Here is a 19,432-nt window from a genome sequence, read left to right as displayed (position 1 = left end):
TTGTCTCTGCCTGAACAGCTCCCTCGAAATGCCTCGAGCGGACCGAGTAGCCGTAAGGCTGCGATGCGTGGTGTTATCTGATGGATACGCCTTCTATGAAACACTAACATTTCTTTTACTTAATTTCTTAAAAACCGAGTACTTCTTATTGGACTTAATATAACTTAATATCTTTTCAGCGCATTCTACTGGATTCAATTCTTCAGTATTTACTTCAAGATCATATTCATTAAAGCAATATACTGTGTTGAACTGTGAATTAGCTAGTCCAATCACCCTATCTCCTCTTGCTTGCTCTCTTCTTGTAAGTTCTTCTTTCGAGCATATTACACCTATAAATAATGTAGGCTGACCAGAAAATGCATCAAGACACTCATTAAACCTCTTGTCATTGTCGATTACGGTATCTACTATTACATTCAAACCCATTTCTGAAAACAACTTAATCGTCGAATAGTAGATTGAGATTATGGGATCTAAAATTATTTGTGCGACAACTTGACCATCCACTTCTCTTGTAGGTTCAATATCTGAAACTTTATTATTTATAAAATCATTGTAATGATGAAAAAAATCATCTATTGATAAATGATGAAAAAGAATCTCTTTCTGATTTTTCATTTCAATAGAAATACTAGTCTTTCCTGCACTTGAAGTTCCGTTCATCAACACAATGATTCCTTGCTTCATGCGAATCACCCTCACATATTAGATTTGCGTATCTTTCAGATAACGTTCTTGTATTCACGACGCCCCACCACCTTAAGGTCCGCCAGGAGCCGGCCGCGATGCGGTTAGGTGGTTCGGGTGTGTCCGGCTGAATCTGCTCCCCTGCTACTGAATCGCCGCCCCGAATCTGCTTCTAACTTCTGCCGGACCGAGGGCCGAATGGCCCGATGCGTGAATGTGGTGTTAGAGGATGTCGTTGCCTTCTTCGAGTTGCCCACTAAAGACTTAATAAATATTCCCTTACTTCTTTACGAGTTCTAAAAATAATAATTTCTTTATCATCTTTCACTTCTTCAAGTGTCTTTATTATCTTGGGTCTATTACGTTTCTTATAGTTCCAAATCCACTTAATAAATTCAAAATCTATCTTTTCTATACATCCTTCAGTCATATCCCTTCTTGTTTTTCCATGATTTAGTATTCGCCTTTTCACTACGCGATACAAGCATAGATATCGAGAAAAATCAAAATAAAATACGGTGTCTACTTCTTTTAATCTTTTTTGTATGGTTTTAGTGTAATTCCCATCTAATATGTAATTGTCTTTCAATAATAATTGGTTAATTATTTCATCCCATTCCTTCTCTTGAGATGCGATCCATCCGGGTTTCCAATACAAAGAATCAAGATGAATTACCGGAAGATCCGTTCTCTCACCTAATTGAACTGAAAAAGTTGACTTCCCCGAACCTGAACAGCCTAGAACTAATACTCTTTTCATCTTGAAATATCACACTTTCGTTTTAAGGGATCTTTTCCTGCATTGTTTATATTTTGCGACGATTTCCTCTAACATTGTTGTATTCACGAACCCGAGAGGCTTAAGGCGCGGCAGCGCCGAGTGGCTTCGCAGGAGTTGTCTGCCTGATTCCACTTCTTCGAAATCCCTCTGGCAGACCAAGGTCGGCGTCAGCCGGCCGCAGCGTGAATACGGTGTTATAGGATGTCAGCGACTTCTTTGAATTACCCTCGCATGTTTTGGTCTTTTTTAGATTTTTTGATCTTTCAATATAACTTGTATTAATTCTTCTAATGTTCCTTTACATTTGTGTATTCCATCCAAGTGATAAAATGTACTTGTCGTTTCAATATCATTTGCCTCATCATTTTGGGAGTACAAATATATTTTTATGCCCTTCCCAAGAGCAATTCCTAATTCAATATGACTACCTTTACCTCCTGGTAATAAAACTACAATAAAACTAGACTTCTTTATAGCATTCATCTCTTTCATTCCAATATCTTTTAATTGCTCTATTGAAGTTACTTTTTCATTCTGAGTCCAATCATACGAATGTATAAAACCCTCTTGCTTCAACTTCTCACATACAAATTTTACGTTCTCTATATTTCTTAAACTTGATGCAATATAAAAGTGTTTCATCAATTTCTCCTTATTATGGTTTCAATGATAGTTTTTAATAGTGGTTTAAAATTCGGGTTTCGCTGCTTTCTTATAACGTTGTTGTATTCCCGAATCCGAGAGGCTTAAGGCAGCTTGCTGCCGGGTGGCTCCGTCACTTAGCCTCGCAGGGTTGTCTGCCTGATCAACTTCTCCGAAAAACCTCGGGCAGACCGAGGGCTGAAAGGCCCGAAGCGGGAATACGGTGTTAGACGAAGTACCTGACTTCCTAGTAAATGCCCTCATCCCAAAATATTAATCCTTTAATCTCAATCTTTACCCAATCATTTATTCTAATATTACTAATGTCATATTCCTCATTACTAATACTGAGTTCCAAGTCTTGAACTGAAACTACTATTATTTCTTCATCATCACTAATAAAACTAATATTCCCTATTGCCTCATATGTATCTAATTCAGCATTGTAATAAATTGAGTAATTCTCAATAACTGAACTAGTAATATTGATTACTTTCTCTTGATCTGTCTCTACTGAATAATTCTTCATGAACCCAATTGTTCGACCATTATATGGAACGAAATAACAAAATCCTTCAACCAAGGAATTTCGATAATTAACCCAATATCCAAGAGTGCCATTACTATGCATGATCTTCGTATTTGATTGATCTGCATCAATGATTTGAATATCGATGGTTGGTTTTCACTCCTTTCAGGTATTTCGCATAACGTCCTGGTATTCACGAACCCTCACTGGCTTAAGGCGCGTTAGCGCCGGGTCGAAGACTTAGCCAGTTGCAGGGTTGTCTGCTGAATCCGCTTCTTCGAAAATGCCTCGGGCAGACCGAGCAGCCTCCAGGCTGCGATGCGTGAATACGGTGTTAGGTGAAGTTCTATCTCTCCATCGAAAAGTTTACAAAAAAATCTGCAATCTTCATTGCAGACGTTGTAGTTTCAGGTTGTGTAAGTCTATATTGAATTTTCCATTGATTAAAACATCAAGTCCAAGTAATCCATTAATATTGTGATACTTGAAAGAGGTAAAATCTAAAGGTATATCATTTAGAATGTATTCCCCAACTTCTAATGACTGTACAGTTTTAATAAAGGCGTGTTCCTTTCCACCTATCCCATAACTTGTAATAATGTCATCTTCCAAAGTCACTTTAATTCCAATATCTTCAACTTCATCTTGTGAGATTAATGTATGACTTGCTCCAGTATCGATAACAATATTATTGATTTTTTTCTTTCGTCCATTATATTCTATGGATATTTCAGTAAAAAGTAATCCATCCTTGTATTCGATTCGCATTTATAAGGATCTCCTTAAACCAACGTTCTTGCGGATCTTTACGATAATTTGATCTTTAGAGGTATGATAAACAAGCGTTTTTTCTTTGCTATTCAATAGCTCTCGAGTTGCTTCTTCGTCTTTAACGGGACCAATAACTGCAACTTCATCTATGATTTCTTGATTGTCTTTCTCTTCTGAATGAAGGATTTCAAACTTTACAAATTGATTTGGATAGATACTTTGAACTTCTTGCCATTTCATGTTTGATCCCTCCTAAAGTTTTGATTTCATTGTATCACCTATTGTTTTAAAAGCCCTAGATAGAATTTCACCTAACGTTGTCGTATTCCCGAACCCGAGAGGCTTAAGGAGCGGAGCGCCGGGTCGAATACTTAGCCTCGCAGGGTTATTCGCCTGATTGTACTTCCTAGAACTTCTCCCCTCGGGCGAATCAAGGGCCGTCAGGCCCGCCGCGTGAATACGGTGTTATATGAAGTCTCCGACCTCCTGAAATACTGTCAATCTCTTAATTGATATTCGCCAAAATGGTATTCTTTCAAATCACAATTTCCTAAGTGGAATTTATAAAACTCTTCATTCAATTGTTCATTAAAATAAGTATTAATAATTCTACAGACACCACCATGAGTAATAATCAGAACATTCTGTTTTATGTATTTTTCTTTGATTTCATCAAGTAAGTTATAAATTCTTTGTGCTACTTGTAAAAGTGACTCGCCTCCAGATAGTCTACTAGGAAAATGCTTCTTTGCTATTTGAAAGTCTTCACGATCTCGAATCACACCTTCAAATACCCCGTAGTTCTGTTCAATTAACCTGTTATCAATCAGTATGTCTTTACAAATTTCTCTAGAGATTATTTCTGCTGTCTTTATTGCTCTACTCAATGGAGAAGAAATTATGATATCTATTTGCTTTTCAATTATTATTTTTGATAATTCTTTAGCTTGTTCAATGCCTCTATCAGTCAATTGCACCTCAGTTATTCCACAAACTCGGTTTTCAGAATTCCATTCAGTCTGACCATGTCTGGCTACATATAAATTCAAAGAATCATCCCCATATTATTGAATTTCCCAATTTGGATGAAGTTGAAGATTTCAGGTTTTGCACTCGGAGATTTCAGATAACGTTCTTGTATTCACGAACCCGAGAGGCTTAAGCGAACGTAGTGAGCGGGTGGCTCCGCCACTTAGCCTCGCAGGGTTGTCTGCCTGAATCACTCCATCGAAAAACCTCGGGCAGACCAAGAGCCGCAAGGCTCACAGCGGGAATACGGTGTTATAAGATGTCGGAGACTCCTTGAAATACTAAAAATGTTATCTTCTTATCTATCTTCAAACCATGCGGTATCTATTAACTCGTCCCATTCGATGATCAGTGTCTTGTACTTGATAATCCAATATCCAAAATCGGCATTGTACTTAAGAGATGTTGATCCATCAAATCTATGAATACAATAATTGTCCTGTGTTTGTACTTCTTCATTCTTCAGCACTTCAAAATCAATCAATAATTCTGATATATCTATTACTCTCTTCTGAACTTCACCTTCTACAATAATTCTCTTCTTACCCTCAATTTCGGAAGTATCATATAAAAATGATTCCAAGATTTCAAAGTCAATGAACTTAAGTATGGCCTTCCCTGTGTACATCGCTTTGCCAGTATTGTTTCTTGGATGAGTAGATAAGACATCTATGTGTTCAAAGAGAACAGACAAACTCTGATTTTTGAATGAAATTGCATAAATTACACAATCATGTAATGAAACATGGTCCAACGTGTTTTCAGAAGTGAATTTAATGTAAGTCACCTCACTTCAGTATTCGTTTGATTGGTATTCGCCGATTTCTTATAACGTTCTTGTATTCACGAACCCGAGAGGCTTAAGGTCCACCAGGACCGGGTGGCTCCGCCACTTAGCCTCACAGGGTTGTCTGCTGATCCCTCTTCCTGGAAATGCCTCTTTGTGCAAAGTGTTCCGTTAAGTGCCGTCCATCGATTTGACCCGAAAACAGCCAGGTCGTTGGCGCTTGCTGTTGGAGATAACCTTGCACGACTTCATAAGCGGTTTGAGATAAAAGGGTCAGCCGATCTTTTCTCCCTTTACCTTGCCGAACCCACAGCGTCTTCCGTTCTTGATCAAAGTCCTGGAGTCGCAAGCGGACCACTTCGCTAACGCGCAATCCTGAAGAATAAGCCAGAAACAAGAGGGTTTTATGCTTCAAATTAGACGGAGCCTTTATCACTTTCATAACTTCATTAAGGGAGAGTACGTTGGGAAGTTTCTTTTCTTTTTTTGGTCTTATATAAGGTGCCGTCTCCTTCTCCCGAAGTACATGTTCCAAGTAGAATCTAATCGCGCTTATTGCTTGATTCACATAGGCGTGCGAAAATGGTTGATTCAATAGGGCCAAAGAATAGGCTTGAAGATTTAATCTGACCCCCTGATCACATAGTGAAGACAAATAGCAAAAGTATCTTTCGACATGTCCGCAATAGGCTTTTATCGTCTTGGTGCTGTACCCTCTTAGGATCAATTCTTTCTTCATCAGCTCCTTTTGAAAAAGGGTATTGATCATGTTCCCCGCAGTTCGGGAATAAAGGCATTTATTAAATGAATCACACTCTCCATACAAGACATCATCAACCTGAAAAGGGTATTCTTTGAAATTGGACAGAAGCCGCTCGACGTTACCGATTGAAAAGGGAATCGATCAAACAAATTCCTCAGGCAGCCATTTTCTCCCCGGGATCTTTCTGATTCGTTCAATGCCCCTTGCATCGTAACTACTGAAACGAATCCCTTAAAGTTTCGTTATCCCGTTTCGTCACAATTATTTCCATAGGCTTTCCCCTCACATTTTATCATACATGCAAATTATTGGTTATAAAAAAGAGACCTTCAAAGTCCAACCAGACTTTGATGCCTCCCGATGCATTCGGCAGTCGCCTATTTAATTTTCTTCCAATTAGCTTCATTCTAAAGGATAATCATTCAATCGTCATCCAGAAATCCAGTAACGCAAAAAAACGGCATCTCTGTCGCTTATCGGTATGATAGGGTGGACATGAAAGCGATCGGCAATCCGAATCGCTCGGGATAACTCGCCGAATTCCTGGTGGCTAAGCTTGGGTTTACACTTTACGGTTCGTACCCGCAAGTGCCCCCTGCTTCACAGCGACCGGGAGTTCCAGTACACGTCCCTCCAGTTTAAAAAGATGTTGAAACAGGGGAAGCTCATTCAAAGCATGTCTCGTGTTGGTAGATGCATCGATAACGGGCCTATGGAGTCCTTTTGGGGAACATTGAAGAGCGAAAAGTACTATTTGAACACGTACGGGACTTTTGAGCAATTGAAGAGGGATATCGAAGCATACATCGCCTTTTACAATAGCGAAAGGCTGCAGGAAAAGCTAAACGGCCTCAGTCCCGTGGAATTCAGGACTAAGGCCGCATAGATTTTTGATTTTCCATTGTCTACTTGACGGGGTTCAGTTCATTGTAGGACGGCTCTTGATGGGTAATCACGGTTCCAGACTTTATTACAATCAGATGTGTAGACAGTAGAAGAGCCTTACTCCACCGTTACGCTCTTCGCCAGGTTGCGGGGTTTATCCACGTCGTTGCCGCGGGCAATCGATGCGTAGTAGGCGAGCAGCTGCAGCGGCACTACAGCGAGGGCCGGGGTCAGGAGAGACAGCGTCCGCGGGATGGTGAACAGGTGGTTCACATGGCGGCTGAAATCAGGGTTGCCATCTTCGCCGATGCCGATGATGTGACCGCCGCGTGCGACGACTTCCTGGATGTTGCTGATCGTCTTCTCCAGCAGGTCTTCCTGGGTGGCGAGGGCGATGACCGGAACGTTGTCTTCGATCAGGGCCAACGTACCGTGCTTCAGTTCACCGGAAGCATAGGCTTCCGAGTGGATGTAGGAAATTTCCTTCAGCTTGAGCGAGCCTTCCAGCGAGACGGCGTAGTCGAGGCCGCGGCCAATGAAGAACAGGTCTTCATGCTTCGCGATTTCCTCGGCAATGGCCTTGATATCGTCGGATTGGGTCAGGATCGCTTCCACTTGCTCCGGCAGTGCCTTCATGGCCGCGATCGTCTCGGCGATTACTTCCGGAGTTTGGGTTTCCAGCGTTTCTGCCAGGTACAGACCGAACAGGTAGAACCCGATGAGCTGTGTCGTGTACGCCTTCGTGGACGCAACGGCGATTTCCGGGCCTGCCCAAGTCGTGATGACGAAGTCGGCCTCACGAGCAACCGAGCTACCGACCACGTTGGTGATGGCGAGTACCCGAGCTCCGTTTTTCTTCGCTTCGCGCAGAGCCGCCAGCGTATCGGCGGTTTCGCCGGATTGGCTGACGACGATCACGAGCGTGTGCTTCGTGATGATCGGCGAGCGGTAGCGGTATTCGGAAGCGACATCCGTCTCTACCGGGATGCGGGCAAGCTTTTCAATGACGGATTTGCCGACAAGACCGGCGTGATAGGCCGTGCCGCAAGCCACGATATGAATGTTGTGAATGTCCTTGATCTCTTCCTTGCTGAGGCCGAACTCAGCCGGAGTCAGCACGACGCGCTTGCCGTCTTCGCTGATGCGAGCAGACATTGTGTCGCGGTAAGCCTTCGGCTGCTCGTGGATTTCCTTCAGCATGAAGTGGTCGAATCCCGCTTTTTCCGCCGTGGTCAGATCCCAATCGACATGGAAGGTTTCCCGGGAAATAAAATTCCCTTCGAGCGTTAACAGTTCGACACCATCCCGTGTCAAAACGGCCATTTCGCCGTCATTGAGGATGTAGATGTCGCGCGTATAGTTGAGCAGCGCCGGAATGTCCGAGCCAATGAAGTTCTCGCCTTCGCCTACGCCAATGATCAGCGGACTGGCGTTCCGTACGGCGATGAGCTTATCCGGTTCATACTCCGTCAGGACGCCGAGCGCATAAGCTCCACGCATTTTCCGCACTGCGCGCTGTACAGCTTCGACAATGTTCCCTTTGTACTCTTCTGCAATCAGGTGGGAGATGACTTCCGTGTCGGTCTGCGACACAAAAACATGCCCGCGGCCGATCAACTCTTCCTTCAGCGTCGCGTAATTTTCAATGATGCCGTTGTGCACGACCGAGAACTTGTGCGTGTCATCGAGATGCGGATGGGAGTTCACGTCCGACGGTTTACCGTGCGTAGCCCAACGGGTGTGACCGATGCCGATCGTTCCCTTGAGCGGGCTATCCTGCAGCTGGGATTCCAGGTTCGCCAAGCGTCCCTTGGCTTTCTTTACTTCCAATCCTTTATCGGTAAAAACCGCTACCCCAGCCGAGTCATAGCCGCGATACTCCAGCTTGCTAAGCCCTTCGATCAAGACTTCCTGAGAATTTCGATTGCCAATATATCCAACAATACCGCACATGGTATGCAGACCTCCTGTATTCCGCCCGTCGAGGCGGTTGTCAAAGATTCAAATGAATGCGGAAGTTTCCCCACCAGGCAGCACAAGAAAACCCTCGGAACGGCCGAGACCTCTCTCCTGCTCGTGGAAGCAGAACTCCTCTTTTTGCAAAAAAGACAATAGAAAACGAAAAGCTCCCAAATGGCGGAATGCCCCAAAATTCGATTCAATTCGAAAAAGAAGATGCAGAGACAGCTTACTGAAGCCTGGCTCTGATGGACAGAACCCAACCGACTTCGAAAGCTCTCATCCGTTTCTGGCAACACAAAAGAACACTGCCGTTGGAATCTTGTACGCCCGGTCGCCCACGGCGCTTTGCCTTCCAACTCTCGGTATGCAGCCTACCGGAAGGTCCCCGCCGAAAAATCCGAACACCTTCACCTCGTCAACTTGAACGTATGGGAATATCCCATTGTCCGCTCCGTTCAAGTTCTGGCGCTTACTTGCTTCGCTCTCTGTCCACCTTTCTATTTCGGACTGTTATCCCATCATATTCGGGCCGGCCCATTTGCGACACGGCTGCTTCTATGTAGGGCATTAACTAATAATAACACAAATGACAGCCATCTGAAACAATCCTTGCCTGATTCAGTGAATTTTCCTTCAAAGGATTTCGAGATGTAAGGAAATCATGAAGGTTTGGATAACCCCCTTACGCTAAGAGACCCGGCAAGCGACTAAGCGCTTGTCGGGTCCCATCTTAACCGATGATAGTGAATGTCGCGATAAAATCTTCGACTAGGATAGTTCGCGAACCACGACTTCCACAATCCCGTTTACATACCCTTCGATCAGTTCCTTGTCCGGGCCTTCCGCCATAACCCGGATGAGCGATTCCGTGCCTGAGGGACGTACGAGCACTCGCCCGTTCTCGCCAAGCTGCTCTTCCACGCTTGCGATCGCCGCTTCAATCGCGTCGTTGTCCTTCAGCTTCGACTTGTCGGCAACGCGGACATTCACGAGCACCTGCGGGAATTTGCGCATCTTTTGCTTCAATTCGCTGAGCGACTTGGTGCCGGATTGCAGCAGCGTGTCAACCAGCTGCAGCGCGGTGAGCATGCCGTCTCCCGTGGTCACGTGGTCGAGGAAGATGACATGGCCGGACTGTTCTCCGCCCAGGTTGTAGCCGCCGCGGCGCATCTCTTCCATGACGTAGCGGTCGCCGACCGCCGTCTGGGAGGTCTTCAAACCGAGGTCGCGGGCTGCCTTGAAGAAGCCCAGGTTAGCCATGACGGTCGTAACGACCGTACCTTCCTTCAGCTTGCCGTTCTTGTTCATCGCATCGGCGCAGATGGTGAGGATGTAGTCTCCGTCCACTTCTTCGCCATTCTCGTCAATGGCGATCAAACGGTCGGCGTCTCCGTCGAAGGACAAGCCCAGATGGGCTTTGTGCTTCAGCACCTCGGCGGCAAGCGCCTCAGGGTGAGTCGAGCCGCAGCCCTTGTTGATGTTGCGGCCATCCGGCTCGTCGCCGGTGGCGATAACCTCCGCTCCAAGCTCACGGAACAGGCGTGGAGCCAGCTCATAAGCAGCACCGTTCGCGCAATCCAGGACGATCTTCAACCCGTTGAAGGACGAGGACACCGTGGTTTTAAGGAACTCCATGTATTGGAACTTGGCTTCCGCATTCTCGCTGGCGGTTCCGAGATCGCCTCCGACCGGCCGCGGCAGCTCATCCGTCTCAGCATCCATCAGCCGCTCGATCTCAAGCTCCGTCTCGTCTGTCAGCTTGAAGCCGTCCCCGCCGAAGAACTTGATCCCGTTGTCCTCCACCGGGTTATGCGAAGCCGAGATCATGACGCCGGCATCTGCACCCAAGGTTTGCGTCAGATAAGCAACACCTGGGGTGGTGACCACTCCAAGGCGGATAACATCCGCACCAATGGACAGAAGACCAGCAACCAGCGCCGCCTCCAGCATGTGACCGGAGATGCGGGTATCGCGGCCGATGACGACCTGAGGACGCTTAGCCCCTCCCGCCAAGACGTAACCGCCGCAGCGGCCGATTTTATAAGCAAGCTCTGGAGTCAGCTCCGCATTAGCAACCCCGCGGACCCCATCCGTTCCAAAATACTTCCCCATTCTTCGTTCTCCCTTCTATCTCTCCAACTATTCGATTAAGTGATTCACACTTTAAGGCGTGCTGCTCTCCTGTGCCTCTTCCTCCCGCGGGCTGACGGACGGCGATGCCATCGCTGGCGTCGCTACCGGACTGGGCGAAGGACTCGGCGTTTCGCTTCCGCTAGGGGTCGGCGACGACGTACTAGGCGTTGCCGATTCCCCCGTCTTCGCGGTGATTTCAATTTGAACCATCGGGTCCGCCCCCTGCTTCTTCACATACAGCGGCAGGTTGACGATAACCGGAAGCTCGTGAATCCCCGGGCCCAAGCTGCTCAGATCGACAGTCGCCGGGATATCCTGCGGCTGCAGGCGGTCCAGTACGCTCTGAGCCCCTTCCAGAGTCAGGTTGATCGACGATGTCGCGGATGACAAAGTATAGGTGTAATCCCGTGATTGCCCGGTCATAGCGACCGGTATGCCGCTGAGGGTCTTCGTAACCGCCGGGACGATCTTCACCGTCGCTTCAATTTCTTCGGGGATCACCTTTGTCACCCCTTCTTGAAGCGGGATCGTCAGCGTCGACTTACGGGTCGCCGTAAGTCCGCTCAGATCGAGCTCCAAGCCTTCATAGAATTCCATCTTATTCAGGACATCCTGTGGAGCGTACACCGTAACCGTCTCCGGTTCCTGGGTGACTTCCTCCACCGCATAGCCGGAAGCGGGTTCCCCCTTCAGCTTGAGCTGCATCGGCATCTGCTTGAACGGGCTCGTGATCGGGATCTCGACATCGACAACCGCCGGACTGATCTCGCCGTCCACCACTTTCCCGTCCTTGTCGTACATGGTCAACTTCACTTGCTTGACCACTGTGTCCTTCGCGCCTTCGACGCTGACCTCGGCTCGCACCTCGCTCACCACATTCAAGAGGCTCTCGGGAACGGACACGCTGACTCGAGACGGCTTCACAATCGGTTGACCCGCTTTATAGCCGTCGAAAGGCTTGCCGGTCGGAATGATGGAGACCGAAAGCTGCTTGTGCTGGATTTTCTCCAGCGTGACCTGCACGGTCGGTGGAGAGATCGATGCCTCCACATTCGTTTTAATTCCCGATGTACTGAGAAAGACTTGATGTGTCCCCTCGGTGAGATTGCTCAGGTTAGCTTCCACCCGAAGCTCCGAGAAATTCGGTTTGCGGAAGTTAGAATCCGACCAGCGCAGCTCCACGGTGACCTCCTGCGGGGAGATCGACTTGATCGCATACGAGCTTTCGTCATACACCGGATTCACGACCACGTTGCTGATCGTTTCCCGCCGTTCCGAATTCACCGTCCGGGTGGTGTGATCATTGGAATCGAGCCGGACCACCAGCCACAGGAGGATTGCGATCAGCACGGCAACCGCTTTGACCACGTTGTTGTTCTGCAGGAACTTATCCATGACGCTTCCACCCTTTCCACTTCAAAAAGGGCTTCCGCTCGCTGGCCTTTTGCTTAGGCCGAAGCTCTTCGTACAGCTTGGAGATCAGCGATTCTTCCTTGATGTCCCGAACCACCAGCCCGTTGATCGCAAGCGATACTTGCCCGGTCTCTTCGGAGACGATCACCGAGATCGCATCCGACATCTCGCTCACGCCGATACCCGCGCGGTGCCGCGTTCCAAGCTCCTTGCTGATGAACGGGTTCTCCGAAAGCGGCAGGTAGCAGGCGGCGGCAACGATTTGATTTTGCCGGACGATCACCGCTCCGTCGTGCAGTGGCGTGTTGGGGATAAAGATGTTGATCAGGATCTCCGAACTCAGCTCCGCTCCGAGGTTGATTCCCGATTCAATGTATTCGTTAAGCCCGGTTTCCCTTTCGAAGACGATAAGGGCTCCGATCTTTCGTTTACACAGATAATTAACCGCCTTCAGCAGTTGGCCGATCCTCTCGGTGATCAGAAAGTCCTCTTCCGCGCTCGAACGGCTGAACAAGCGTCCCCGCCCAAGCTGTTCCAGGGCGCGGCGAAGCTCCGGCTGAAAGATGATGATCAGCGCGATAACCCCAATGTTGAACATCTGATTCATCAACCACTGGAGCGTATTTAAGTTCAGCCATACGCTGAGCGCCCACACGACCACGACCACAAAGATGCCCTTCAGCAGTTGGATCGCCCGCGTGCCGCGCAGCAGAATAAGCCCTTGGTATACGATATAGCTAACGATTAAAATATCGATAATTTCTTTGGCGGTGTCACCCAAAGTAAATGAGAATCCCATTCCAGATTTCCCCCGTCAAAACCCCCGGTCGAGGGTTGTCCTTGGCATCTCCGGTTCTTATTTTGTCTTTATCACCAGGATACCCACTAACCACCATGATACCATAGTTTCAATAAAAAACCTCCCCCAAGTCCAGGGGAGGTTTGGAGTTTGGAAAGCGCATTACTGGGCAGCGGGAGCCAAGATCTCCTTCACCTGGTAAACTAGCCATTCCGCCGCTTGATTAATGCTGTAAATCTTGCCGGATATGTTCGCCGTAGAAGCGGTATGGTATTTGCCATCCACCACGACCAGATTGCCGTCCAGATCTCCGTCGATTTGAACGTCTCCGCCGCGCACCATCAAGTTTCCTTCCACGCGATGTCCCTTGGGGAGGTACACCGTACCGTCCTCAATAACCAGTTGATCCAGATTGTTGCCCTTGACCGTGAGTTCTTGATCCTGGGACCACATTGACAAAAAGCTCCCCAGCATGACAAAAAGGAAAACAGAAGCAACAGAAATCGCCGGATGCCGCTTGACCCAGCTCAACCACGAATCCCGTTTGGGGCGAACGGGAAGGCTCTTCATGATCCGATCCGTCAGATCGGAGGGAGCAACGATTCGGGGAGTGCTTTTCACGAGGGCGTCCGTCATTTCAAGCTCTCGAAAAATCCGGTTGCAATCGGGGCATTGAAGCAGATGCCGTTTCAATTCGGCGGCTTCCGCGCCATCCATGCTGCCATCCAGATATTCGTGCATGAGGGGGAGGGCTTCTTCGCAATTCATCGGACAGCCACTCCTTTCTTCAGGTTGTTCACTACGATACATACGTCCCTCCGAAATTTTTGTTTCAAAATATTTTACCCCCATATTCCGAATGCAGCTTTTTCCGCAAAAACTCGCGTCCGCGGTGAACCCGCGTCTTGACGGTCGTGACCGGCATGTCCAAAACATCTCCGATCTCCTGCAGCGACATGTCCTGCAGATAACGGAGAATGACAACCGATTTGTATTTTTCCGGCAGCGTGTCGATCGCCTTGCGGATATGATCCTGCGTCTCCGACAGAAGGATCTCCTCTTCCGGTGTAGCCTGATCGCTCGGCAGAAGCGAGTACCAATCCGCGCCCTCACCATCCGGCATCTCCGCGTCGAGCGAATAGCTCGCTTTACGCTTGCGCAGCCGATCTATACACAGATTGGTCGCGATCCGGTAGATCCAGGTGGAAAATTTCTGATTCTCGTCGTAGCGGTCCAGGTTTGTATAGACACGCAAAAAAGTCTCCTGCGCGATATCCTCCGCCTCATGGGATGATCCCAACATGCGGTATGCCAGGTGATACATCTTGTCCTTGTATAGATCCACCAGCCCCGCAAAAGCCGACCGGTCTCCACCCCGGGCCAGTATGGCAAGCCGTGCTTCCGTGTCCTTCACAGATTTTCCTCCGGTAACGTAAGTTTCTCTCCTCCGGCATGAGCGATTGGCTCATCCTTTGTCCGTACGCCCCTCGCCTCTCTCTTGAAGTTGCATGTTTCTGTCTGTTAGGCGAAATACGCTAAGAGTTAAACGTTTTTGATCGGATAGACGTTGCAATAATCGCCTTCTCCTGCAGTTTCCCCATTCATTGTACACGTTTTTCCCGGTTTCTTGTAGTAAGGTTTTCATATTGGATAAAAACAAACCGGATGCCAGTAAGCATCCGGTTTGTTGAACTTGATAAACGAATAGGCAATTGGGGATCAACCGGTATTCCGAAGCCCCGCTGCAATGCCGTTAATGGTGAGAAGGACTTCGCGGATCAGGAAGGAATCGTCGCTTTCCTCATCCCTTGTCTTTCGGAGCTCTTGAAGCAGGTCAACCTGCATGTAGCTGAGCGGATCGACGTAGGGATTCCGCAAGCGGATGGACTCCTGAAGAATGGGGACATTGTCCAGGATTTCCTTCTGTCCTGTGATCTGCAGGATGAGCGAAGACGTGAGCTGGAACTCTTCCTCAATCAAGTTGTAGATACGCTCAGCGATCTGACCGTCGTGGACCATCTGCCCGTATTCCTTGGCGATAAGCAGGTCCGCTTTGGCCAGCGCCATCTGGACATTGTCGATCGCCGTCCGGAAGAAGGACCAGCGGGCGTACATGTGCTGCAGCACCCTCATATTCTGTGGATTGTTCTGATAGAAGGATTGAAGGCCGGTTCCCGCTGCATACCAAGCCGGCAGCAGGTAGCGGGTTTGCGTCCATGCGAACACCCACGGAATCGCCCGGAGGTCCTCGAAGCGATCGCTGTTCTTGCGCTTCGACGGCCGCGATCCGATGTTGAGCTCGCCCACTTCAAGCAAGGGAGTGGCTTCCTTGAAGAACGTCATGAAATCCTCATCGTGGAAAATCAGATCCTGGTATTTCGTGAGAGACTCTTCCGAAATCCCCTTCATGACAGCTTCCCATTTGTGAATCTGTATGTCGCTCTGCGGCGTTCGAGCGAGAGAAGCCGCCGTGATGAGCGCCCAGGTTGCTTGTTCGAGACTGCGGTAAGCGATCCCCTTCACCGCGTAGCGTTGGGAGAGCACTTCTCCCTGCTCTGTGATCTTGATACCCGCGCCAAGCGTATGCGGAGGCTGTGCCAATATGCTGCGGTTCAGAGGCATGCCTCCGCGACCCAGAGCGCCGCCACGGCCATGGAAGAACTTGAGGCGCACCCCATGTTTTGCACCGACCTCGGTGATCTCCTCCAAGGCTACTTTAAGCTCCCAGTTGGCCGTCAGAACCCCGCCGTCCTTGTTGCTATCCGAATACCCCAACATGATCTCCTGAACCTGATTGAGGCTCTCCAGGCTCCCACGATAGGCGTCGATATTGAACAATCTGTCCATGATCCCCGGAGCCGCATGGAGATCGTCAATGGTCTCGAAGAGAGGCACCGGTTGAAGGGTACAGACAATGGAGCCGTCCGCTTCCTTCCGGTAAAGGCCGAACTCCTTGCAGAACACCATGACCTCAAGCATATCGCTCGCATTGTTGTTCATGCTGATCAGATAGCTCGTGATGCAGCCCGTTCCGAATTCCTTTTGCGCCTCCATTACCGTCTTGTAGACGTTAAGGCATTCCTTCGTGGAATCCGAGTAGTCAAAATACGGAGAGATGAGCGGACGCGGCTCCTCCAAGAGCTTGGTGAGAAGCTCTACCTTGGCGTCTTCATCCAGATCCGAATAGCGCTCCGAAAGCCCCATACGGGCCAGTGTCTCCGTCATGGCCGATTCATGCTCTTTGCTGTGCTGACGGATGTCCAGAGCGGCCATATGGAAACCGAACAGCTCCGCTTGACGAATCAGCTTCTTCGTGAACATATCGGCTACATAACCGGCATAGTGATTGCGGAGGCTGCTGTCCATCACCCGGATGTCGGCGAGAAATTCATTGACGGATTGATATTTCACCTGATCCTCGGGACACTCCAGAAGTCGCGTATTCCACAGCTTTTCGAGGATATAGACGATCTTGACCCGGTAGGGCTCCGATTCATTGCGCCAAGGCTCATTATGCACCAGACGAACGGCAGCACGGTCTTGCTCAATCGAATCGAGAAGCTCCTGGCCGATCTTCACGATATTCATGTTAAAGCTCATGTGATGAATGAGATTCGATACAGCGGACTCGTATTTCCGGAGAGCCATGTCCCGATGCATCTGCAGCGTCGTCCAGGTGATATCTGAGGTTACGGAAGGATTCCCATCCCGATCGCCTCCGATCCAACTGCCGAAGCGAAGATATTTCGGAGCATGCCAAACTTGCTCCGGATAGTACTTGTCAAGACATCGTTCCAACTCGCCATATACTTCCGGGATGACATCGAACAGCGTCTCGTCAAAGTAGTAGAGACCATTGCGCACTTCATCCAGAACCGTCGGTTTCCGGTCGCGAAGTTCATCCGTCTGCCAAAGGGTGAGAATTTCGCTCATCAGCTTATCCCTCAGATGCTCCCGTTCCCGGAAGGTCAGCATGGGATTGTCGTATTGCAAAACATCCTGCGAGATGCGCTGGTGAATGTCCAGCACAGCGCGTCTTGTCGCTTCCGTAGGATGCGCAGTGATCACAAGCTCAAGGGAAATGCTGTCCAGAATGTCCGACATTTCATTGGAGCTTGTTTCCTGCTGCTTGAGCTCCTTGATCACGCTCTCGATGGAGCCAGGTTGAATCGACTCTCCCGCCGTCCGATCATAGTCCCTTTTCCGGCGAATGCGATGATTTTGCTCGGCAATGTTGACTAATTGAAAATAGATGGCAAATGCCCGAATCACCTTATGGCGAGTTTCCGGCGAAAGGGAGTGGATGGTCTCCTTAAACTCCTGGTACAAATCCGGACTGAACTGCGCCCTAAGCGACTTGCTCATCTCCCTGATTTTTTCGACAATTGTGAGGAGCTCCTTGCCGCCTTGATGAAGAAGCACATCACCCAGAATATTCCCAAGAAAGCGGACGTCCCGGCGAAGCAAGTTGTTGGTCGTGCTTTTGGTCAACATGTTCAACTCAGACATCATCTCACCCAATCCTATCCCTTTCTTTTTTCGGCCCGGCAGCCGAGTGAAACGGGTTACCCGTATTGAATATTTGATCTATTTTAGCATAAAGATACGCATTATAAAAACCATTTCTTTTTTGCTGCTGGGCAAGAAAAACATTATCGATCGTGCAATTTCTATGCATTTTGCCAGTCTAGATGCTTTCTGTCGTAAAAAGAGAAGGTGGAGTTACTCTGATTTCTACGTTTTGTAAACGCTATCTTTCCTATGCGTTATCGTGCATATTTATTCATATTTTCATGATATAACGGCATTTCTGCACATGGGGAGGCAAATTTCTCCTTGAGATTGACATGATTAATCATTTAGCACCTGAAGATAATTTCCCCTAATAATGAAACCTTTAAACGACAGCCAGAATTTCATCCTACTCGAAAAACAAAAAAAGCTCCTCGTATTGAGGAACTTCGGATTCAACATATGGAGCGGGTGATGGGAATCGAACCCACGCTACCAGCTTGGAAGGCTGGAGTTCTACCATTGAACTACACCCGCATATAAAGTTGAAGATGGTCGGGACGACACGATTTGAACATGCGACCCCCTGCTCCCAAAGCAGGTGCTCTACCAAGCTGAGCTACGTCCCGTTGTATGCAACAGCTTATCCGCGATGCATGGTACTTCCTAATTTACTTGAAGATGGCGTGCCCAGAGAGATTCGAACTCCCGACCTTTTGATTCGTAGTCAAACGCTCTATCCAGCTGAGCTATGGGCACATAATTATGGAGCGGACGAAGGGATTCGAACCCTCGACCCTCGCCTTGGCAAGGCGATGCTCTACCACTGAGCCACGTCCGCATAATAAGTGTTTCAAGTGCGCGTGGAGGGACTTGAACCCCCACGGTCGCCCGCTAGATCCTAAGTCTAGTGCGTCTGCCAATTCCGCCACACGCGCATCTCTTGAAAATGGTGAGCCATGTAGGACTCGAACCTACGACACCCTGATTAAAAGTCAGGTGCTCTACCAACTGAGCTAATGGCTCAAGAATGGCTGGGAATCCAGGATTCGAACCTGGGGGTGACGGAGTCAAAGTCCGTTGCCTTACCGCTTGGCTAATTCCCAACATTCAACTGCTCAAGTTTGCCCGGAATAAATGAATTCTATTCCGATCCTAACATAAATGGTGACCCGTAGGGGATTCGAACCCCTGTTACCTCCGTGAAAGGGAGGTGTCTTAACCCCTTGACCAACGGGCCTCAAACTGGAGCTTCCAACCGGAATCGAACCGGTGACCTCATCCTTACCATGGATGCACTCTACCTACTGAGCTATGGAAGCAAGTGGCTCCCCGAACAGGGCTCGAACCTGTGACAACTCGATTAACAGTCGAGTGCTCTACCAACTGAGCTATCAGGGAACATTCGCTTGGCGACGTCCTACTCTCCCAGGACCCTGCGGTCCAAGTACCATTGGCGCTGGAGGGCTTAACGGTCGTGTTCGAGATGGGAACGCGTGGTTCCCCTCCGCCATTATCACCAAACGAATACTTATTATATCAGGTTTCTTCATAAAAGGCAAGGCCTTTTTTGATTATTCCCTGAAAACCGGATGCGAAGCAACTCGCTTGGAACATTCTTACCTGTGTGTCCCCTTGTTATCGGGGCCCCCGCAAAGTACTCGGCATCCGCTTCGTCAGCGTCTGCTTCACTTTGTGGGGTCTATTTGGATAAGCCCTCGACCGATTAGTATCCG

Annotated in this window: 17 protein-coding genes, 10 tRNA genes and 1 rRNA gene; 1 reads left to right on the top strand and 27 read right to left on the bottom strand. The window is 48.5% G+C overall.

The window, feature by feature from the left end:
- Nucleotides 1–93: 93 nt before the first annotated feature.
- From BN2684_RS12905 to BN2684_RS12865, 9 genes are all read right to left on the bottom strand, one after another.
- Entirely contained in the window at nucleotides 94–690 is a 597-nt protein-coding gene (locus BN2684_RS12905) for a chloramphenicol phosphotransferase CPT family protein (protein WP_058302599.1), read from the bottom strand.
- A gap of 256 nt (nucleotides 691–946) precedes the next feature.
- On the bottom strand, nucleotides 947–1,450 hold the full coding sequence (locus BN2684_RS12900; protein WP_058302598.1) for a DNA topology modulation protein: 504 nt from the start codon (nucleotides 1,448–1,450) through the stop codon (nucleotides 947–949).
- Between the two features lie 267 nt (nucleotides 1,451–1,717).
- Nucleotides 1,718–2,113 (bottom strand): hypothetical protein, encoded by a 396-nt coding sequence (locus BN2684_RS12895; RefSeq protein WP_058302597.1) that lies wholly within the window; start codon nucleotides 2,111–2,113, stop codon nucleotides 1,718–1,720.
- A gap of 247 nt (nucleotides 2,114–2,360) precedes the next feature.
- Nucleotides 2,361–2,744 (bottom strand): hypothetical protein, encoded by a 384-nt coding sequence (locus BN2684_RS12890; RefSeq protein ID WP_058302596.1) that lies wholly within the window; start codon nucleotides 2,742–2,744, stop codon nucleotides 2,361–2,363.
- A gap of 285 nt (nucleotides 2,745–3,029) precedes the next feature.
- A complete protein-coding gene (locus tag BN2684_RS12885; RefSeq protein WP_058302595.1) occupies nucleotides 3,030–3,410 on the bottom strand; it encodes a retropepsin-like aspartic protease in 381 nt (126 codons plus the stop codon).
- Nucleotides 3,411–3,653, bottom strand: coding sequence for a hypothetical protein (locus BN2684_RS12880; RefSeq protein ID WP_058302594.1), 243 nt, complete (start codon nucleotides 3,651–3,653; stop codon nucleotides 3,411–3,413).
- Nucleotides 3,654–3,910: 257 nt separating this feature from the next.
- On the bottom strand, nucleotides 3,911–4,462 hold the full coding sequence (locus BN2684_RS12875) for a histidine phosphatase family protein (RefSeq protein ID WP_082651945.1): 552 nt from the start codon (nucleotides 4,460–4,462) through the stop codon (nucleotides 3,911–3,913).
- Nucleotides 4,463–4,740: 278 nt separating this feature from the next.
- Nucleotides 4,741–5,229: a hypothetical protein gene (locus BN2684_RS12870; protein ID WP_234340236.1), complete on the bottom strand. Its 489-nt coding sequence runs from the start codon at nucleotides 5,227–5,229 to the stop codon at nucleotides 4,741–4,743.
- Nucleotides 5,230–5,341: 112 nt separating this feature from the next.
- Nucleotides 5,342–5,968 carry a tyrosine-type recombinase/integrase gene (locus BN2684_RS12865; protein WP_159065796.1) on the bottom strand — a complete coding sequence of 209 codons (627 nt, stop codon included), beginning with the start codon at nucleotides 5,966–5,968 and terminating at the stop codon, nucleotides 5,342–5,344.
- Nucleotides 5,969–6,638: 670 nt separating this feature from the next.
- Between BN2684_RS12865 and BN2684_RS24970 the strand changes: the two genes are divergently transcribed.
- Entirely contained in the window at nucleotides 6,639–6,878 is a 240-nt protein-coding gene (locus BN2684_RS24970) for an IS3 family transposase (protein ID WP_316245531.1), read from the top strand.
- 116 nt (nucleotides 6,879–6,994) lie between these two features.
- Here the strand turns inward: BN2684_RS24970 and glmS are convergent, their stop codons facing one another.
- The 18 genes from glmS to rrf form a co-directional block, all read right to left on the bottom strand.
- On the bottom strand, nucleotides 6,995–8,830 hold the full coding sequence (gene glmS, locus BN2684_RS12855) for a glutamine--fructose-6-phosphate transaminase (isomerizing) (protein ID WP_058302591.1): 1,836 nt from the start codon (nucleotides 8,828–8,830) through the stop codon (nucleotides 6,995–6,997).
- 777 nt (nucleotides 8,831–9,607) lie between these two features.
- The gene (glmM, locus tag BN2684_RS12850) at nucleotides 9,608–10,951 is read right to left on the bottom strand and encodes a phosphoglucosamine mutase (RefSeq protein ID WP_058302590.1); all 1,344 of its coding nucleotides are present in this window, start codon (nucleotides 10,949–10,951) and stop codon (nucleotides 9,608–9,610) included.
- A 51-nt stretch (nucleotides 10,952–11,002) separates the two neighbouring features.
- Nucleotides 11,003–12,367 (bottom strand): CdaR family protein, encoded by a 1,365-nt coding sequence (locus BN2684_RS12845; RefSeq protein WP_058302589.1) that lies wholly within the window; start codon nucleotides 12,365–12,367, stop codon nucleotides 11,003–11,005.
- A complete protein-coding gene (gene cdaA, locus BN2684_RS12840; RefSeq protein WP_058302588.1) occupies nucleotides 12,360–13,184 on the bottom strand; it encodes a diadenylate cyclase CdaA in 825 nt (274 codons plus the stop codon). The genes BN2684_RS12845 and cdaA overlap by 8 nt, the downstream gene beginning before the upstream one ends.
- Nucleotides 13,185–13,346: 162 nt before the next feature.
- Complete coding sequence (locus BN2684_RS12835) at nucleotides 13,347–13,952, bottom strand: zf-HC2 domain-containing protein (RefSeq protein ID WP_058302587.1); 606 nt, start codon at nucleotides 13,950–13,952, stop codon at nucleotides 13,347–13,349.
- Between the two features lie 64 nt (nucleotides 13,953–14,016).
- A complete protein-coding gene (gene sigW / locus BN2684_RS12830) occupies nucleotides 14,017–14,598 on the bottom strand; it encodes an RNA polymerase sigma factor SigW (RefSeq protein WP_058302586.1) in 582 nt (193 codons plus the stop codon).
- A gap of 305 nt (nucleotides 14,599–14,903) precedes the next feature.
- Nucleotides 14,904–17,696: a phosphoenolpyruvate carboxylase gene (ppc, locus tag BN2684_RS12825; RefSeq protein WP_058302585.1), complete on the bottom strand. Its 2,793-nt coding sequence runs from the start codon at nucleotides 17,694–17,696 to the stop codon at nucleotides 14,904–14,906.
- A 463-nt stretch (nucleotides 17,697–18,159) separates the two neighbouring features.
- A tRNA-Gly gene (locus BN2684_RS12820) sits at nucleotides 18,160–18,233 on the bottom strand.
- A 15-nt stretch (nucleotides 18,234–18,248) separates the two neighbouring features.
- Nucleotides 18,249–18,325 (bottom strand) — tRNA-Pro (locus BN2684_RS12815).
- Nucleotides 18,326–18,378: 53 nt separating this feature from the next.
- Nucleotides 18,379–18,455 (bottom strand) — tRNA-Arg (locus BN2684_RS12810).
- A 7-nt stretch (nucleotides 18,456–18,462) separates the two neighbouring features.
- A tRNA-Gly gene (locus BN2684_RS12805) sits at nucleotides 18,463–18,537 on the bottom strand.
- Nucleotides 18,538–18,554: 17 nt separating this feature from the next.
- Nucleotides 18,555–18,634: transfer RNA gene (locus BN2684_RS12800), tRNA-Leu, on the bottom strand.
- A 12-nt stretch (nucleotides 18,635–18,646) separates the two neighbouring features.
- A tRNA-Lys gene (locus BN2684_RS12795) sits at nucleotides 18,647–18,722 on the bottom strand.
- 5 nt (nucleotides 18,723–18,727) lie between these two features.
- A tRNA-Gln gene (locus BN2684_RS12790) sits at nucleotides 18,728–18,802 on the bottom strand.
- Nucleotides 18,803–18,861: 59 nt separating this feature from the next.
- Nucleotides 18,862–18,936, bottom strand: a tRNA-Glu gene (locus BN2684_RS12785).
- A gap of 6 nt (nucleotides 18,937–18,942) precedes the next feature.
- Nucleotides 18,943–19,018 (bottom strand) — tRNA-Thr (locus BN2684_RS12780).
- Between the two features lie 3 nt (nucleotides 19,019–19,021).
- Nucleotides 19,022–19,097: transfer RNA gene (locus BN2684_RS12775), tRNA-Asn, on the bottom strand.
- Between the two features lie 6 nt (nucleotides 19,098–19,103).
- Nucleotides 19,104–19,220: ribosomal RNA gene (gene rrf / locus BN2684_RS12770) — 5S ribosomal RNA — on the bottom strand.
- Nucleotides 19,221–19,432: the final 212 nt, after the last annotated feature.

Origin of the sequence: Gorillibacterium timonense (assembly GCF_001457415.1) — a bacterium.
In the GTDB taxonomy this organism is placed as follows: Bacteria; Bacillota; Bacilli; order Paenibacillales; family NBRC-103111; genus Gorillibacterium; species Gorillibacterium timonense.
The sequence above is the reverse complement of the archived record's forward strand: the minus strand, read 5'-3'. Positions and strand labels throughout refer to the sequence as shown.

Coding starts and splice junctions, on each gene's coding strand:
- BN2684_RS12905 (WP_058302599.1), bottom strand. CDS start 690: ATGAAGCAAGGAATCATTGTGTTGATGAACGGAACTTCAAGTGCAGGA.
- BN2684_RS12900 (WP_058302598.1), bottom strand. CDS start 1,450: ATGAAAAGAGTATTAGTTCTAGGCTGTTCAGGTTCGGGGAAGTCAACT.
- BN2684_RS12895 (WP_058302597.1), bottom strand. CDS start 2,113: ATGAAACACTTTTATATTGCATCAAGTTTAAGAAATATAGAGAACGTA.
- BN2684_RS12890 (WP_058302596.1), bottom strand. CDS start 2,744: ATGCATAGTAATGGCACTCTTGGATATTGGGTTAATTATCGAAATTCC.
- BN2684_RS12885 (WP_058302595.1), bottom strand. CDS start 3,410: ATGCGAATCGAATACAAGGATGGATTACTTTTTACTGAAATATCCATA.
- BN2684_RS12880 (WP_058302594.1), bottom strand. CDS start 3,653: ATGAAATGGCAAGAAGTTCAAAGTATCTATCCAAATCAATTTGTAAAG.
- BN2684_RS12865 (WP_159065796.1), bottom strand. CDS start 5,968: ATGAAGAAAGAATTGATCCTAAGAGGGTACAGCACCAAGACGATAAAA.
- BN2684_RS24970 (WP_316245531.1), top strand. CDS start 6,639: ATGTTGAAACAGGGGAAGCTCATTCAAAGCATGTCTCGTGTTGGTAGA.
- glmS (WP_058302591.1), bottom strand. CDS start 8,830: ATGTGCGGTATTGTTGGATATATTGGCAATCGAAATTCTCAGGAAGTC.
- glmM (WP_058302590.1), bottom strand. CDS start 10,951: ATGGGGAAGTATTTTGGAACGGATGGGGTCCGCGGGGTTGCTAATGCG.
- BN2684_RS12845 (WP_058302589.1), bottom strand. CDS start 12,367: ATGGATAAGTTCCTGCAGAACAACAACGTGGTCAAAGCGGTTGCCGTG.
- cdaA (WP_058302588.1), bottom strand. CDS start 13,184: ATGGGATTCTCATTTACTTTGGGTGACACCGCCAAAGAAATTATCGAT.
- BN2684_RS12835 (WP_058302587.1), bottom strand. CDS start 13,952: ATGAATTGCGAAGAAGCCCTCCCCCTCATGCACGAATATCTGGATGGC.
- ppc (WP_058302585.1), bottom strand. CDS start 17,696: ATGATGTCTGAGTTGAACATGTTGACCAAAAGCACGACCAACAACTTG.